Annotated in this window: 1 protein-coding gene and 1 pseudogene; one reads left to right on the top strand and one right to left on the bottom strand. The window is 26.0% G+C overall.

Annotated elements, in window-relative coordinates; translation table 11 throughout:
- The first annotated feature begins 1 nt into the window (after position 1).
- Positions 2 to 1,143: pseudogene (locus tag AOG54_RS09490) on the top strand (IS256 family transposase).
- A 69-nt stretch (positions 1,144 to 1,212) separates the two neighbouring features.
- On the opposite strand, the gene AOG54_RS02400 reads toward AOG54_RS09490, so the two are convergent.
- Complete coding sequence (locus AOG54_RS02400; protein ID WP_055032362.1) at positions 1,213 to 2,331, bottom strand: glycosyltransferase family 4 protein; 1,119 nt, start codon at positions 2,329 to 2,331, stop codon at positions 1,213 to 1,215.
- Between the last annotated feature and the right edge of the window lie 234 nt (positions 2,332 to 2,565).

Below are 2,565 nucleotides of genomic sequence, written 5' to 3'. Positions count from 1 at the left end.
TATGGAATATGGCAATATAAACATATCGGATATAGAGAAATTAATAGAACAGACAGTAAAGGAAAAAATAGAAGCACTTATGAAAATAGAACAGGATCAGTACTTAGAGGAGAATACTGGAATAAAGAATGGTTATTATAAGAGGAATCTAAAAACAAAGTATGGCGAGATCAAGGATTTATCAGTGCCAAGGAACAGGGATATTAAATTCCACAGTGCTATAATAGAATCAAATAAGTCAGTAAGCCTTGATGAATTAATAACATCAATGTATTCAAATGGTATATCAACAAGAAGAATATCAAATATATTAAGGGATATATTCAATAATAAGTATTCACCATCATCAGTATCAAGGATAACAGATTTGGCACTGGAGGAGGTAAATAAATTTGTTAATAGAAAACTTGATAATAGATACATGGCAGTAATGCTAGACGGATTATTCTTCTATTTAAGAAGGGAAACTGTTGATAAAGAACCTGTAATATTTGCTCTTGGAATAAAGGAATCCGGAGAATATGAAATATTAGGGTTCTATTTAACTATAAAGGAATCACATAATAATTATAAGGATGTATTAGAGGATATATATATAAAAGGGGATTAAAACAACCATTATTATTTATAGCAGATGGTATAAATAATTTGGATGAGGAAATAATGAATATATATCCTGGAAGTGATTTTCAATTATGCACCATACATTATATGAGGGGATTGAAATCCAAGGTAAAGGAAAGGGATTTAGAAATAATGGATGATGCAAATAAAATGTTTAAGTGCAATAATAAGGATGAGGCCATAGGTAAATTCAATGAGTTTAAGAATAAATGGGAGAATAGATATCCTAATATAATATATAATACTGAAATAAAGTTAGGTGAATTATTAAGATTCTATGATTATCCATCAAGAATAAGGAATTCATTAAAATCAGCAAATATTATAGAAATAATGAATGGGGAAATAAGAAGAAGGATAAAAACAGTATCATCATTCCCTGACGGAGACTCTGCAATGAAGATATTCTATTTAAAATCAATAGAATTCAATTCTAAGCATGCATTCAGGAAAATGAATGGATACTATAAATGCAATGATGAGATTAAAGAGATGTTCAATAAGAGGTACCCTTTATAAATACACAAATATGGTACACGATAGAAATTAATAAAATCATACAATTGAATAATAACTAAAAGTAAAAAATTATTCTAAAAAATCTAGTAATTTTTGAATAATGATACTATATGTTATCAAGTTTTTACTTTGCTTTTCTGATATTTCAATTCTTTTTAACTCAGAACAAATTAAAGCTTTAATATAATATTCTAGTTTTACACGATCATCATGATAAAAAATCAGACTGCCAAAATTTTTGAATTCCATTCCACACCCAGCTTCCGATGTTATTACAGGTATACCATTTGCCATAGCTTCTAATCTTGCTATTCCAAAAGATTCATTGATGGATGGAAGACAAAAGATAGATGCATGTAAATATTCTAACAATAACTGTTTTCCAAATAATGGACCACAGAATAATATTTTATTATTTAAAATATAACATTTATAATCATTGGTTAATTTTTTAAAATAATTCTCATCATCTATTGGACCTACTAAGTGTAATTGCCATCCCTTATATGATTTAGTAGCACCTACAAAGGCATCTATGAGTAATGACAAATTCTTTTCTGGATGGATTCTGCCAACAAATAAAATATAATTTTTCCTTAATTCATCTTGGTATTTTTTTATTTTATATTGTCTCGATGAAAAAGAGTTTGGTAATAACAACAATTTACTTTTATTAATAAATTTAATATCCCTTAATATTTGCAGTCCGCATGTATTTTCAATTATGATTCCACTCACATAGTATGACAGAAATACAATATATAATCTTTTTAAAATATTATTAATATTATTTGTTTTTTTAAAATCTGAACCATCAGAGTCTAGTTTTACTAAATATTTCGTTTTTAAATGATAAATTCTTGAAAACAATATAAGTGGTATAATTATCAAATTCAGATGAAAATATATAAATATATCTGGTTTATAATTGTGTAAAAAATTTTTTGTGAATCTATATACACGAAAAATGTCAAACCTTTTTTCCGATACTATGCCTGTTTCTATAATGTTAATCCCATCAGGCGGTTTTAAATTCAATTTTCCACAAATTAGATATGATTCAAATCCATGATTCTTCATCTCCATTGGAATCTCTATATATGGTCTGAAAGCTGCATCTTGTTTTAGGTTAACTAATGGAGCATAATATACAAATTTTTTTTTAGAATTGAAATTATTGGCAGGCATTTTATACTTAATTAGATACTTAATAAAAATATTTTTGCTTTCAATTTTGTAGTTTATAGTCTGATACCGTTTTATCCTAGACAGTATAAAGTTTTTAAAAAATTTAATATACTATAATATTATCCTCAAAAGTAGTGATATGCTTAAACTATTTATTGTTAATTTATTTTCAAAAAGGAAGATTTTCTATTATATTTTGACATTACTAATATTTTCTGTTTCAATATTAATATT

Source organism: Acidiplasma aeolicum (assembly GCF_001402945.1).
Classification (GTDB): Archaea; Thermoplasmatota; Thermoplasmata; order Thermoplasmatales; family Thermoplasmataceae; genus Acidiplasma; species Acidiplasma aeolicum.
The sequence above is the reverse complement of the archived record's forward strand: the minus strand, read 5'-3'. Positions and strand labels throughout refer to the sequence as shown.

Bases quoted from the DNA above. Each gene is read 5' to 3' on its own strand.
- AOG54_RS02400 (WP_055032362.1), bottom strand. From the start codon at position 2,331: ATGCCTGCCAATAATTTCAATTCTAAAAAAAAATTTGTATATTATGCT.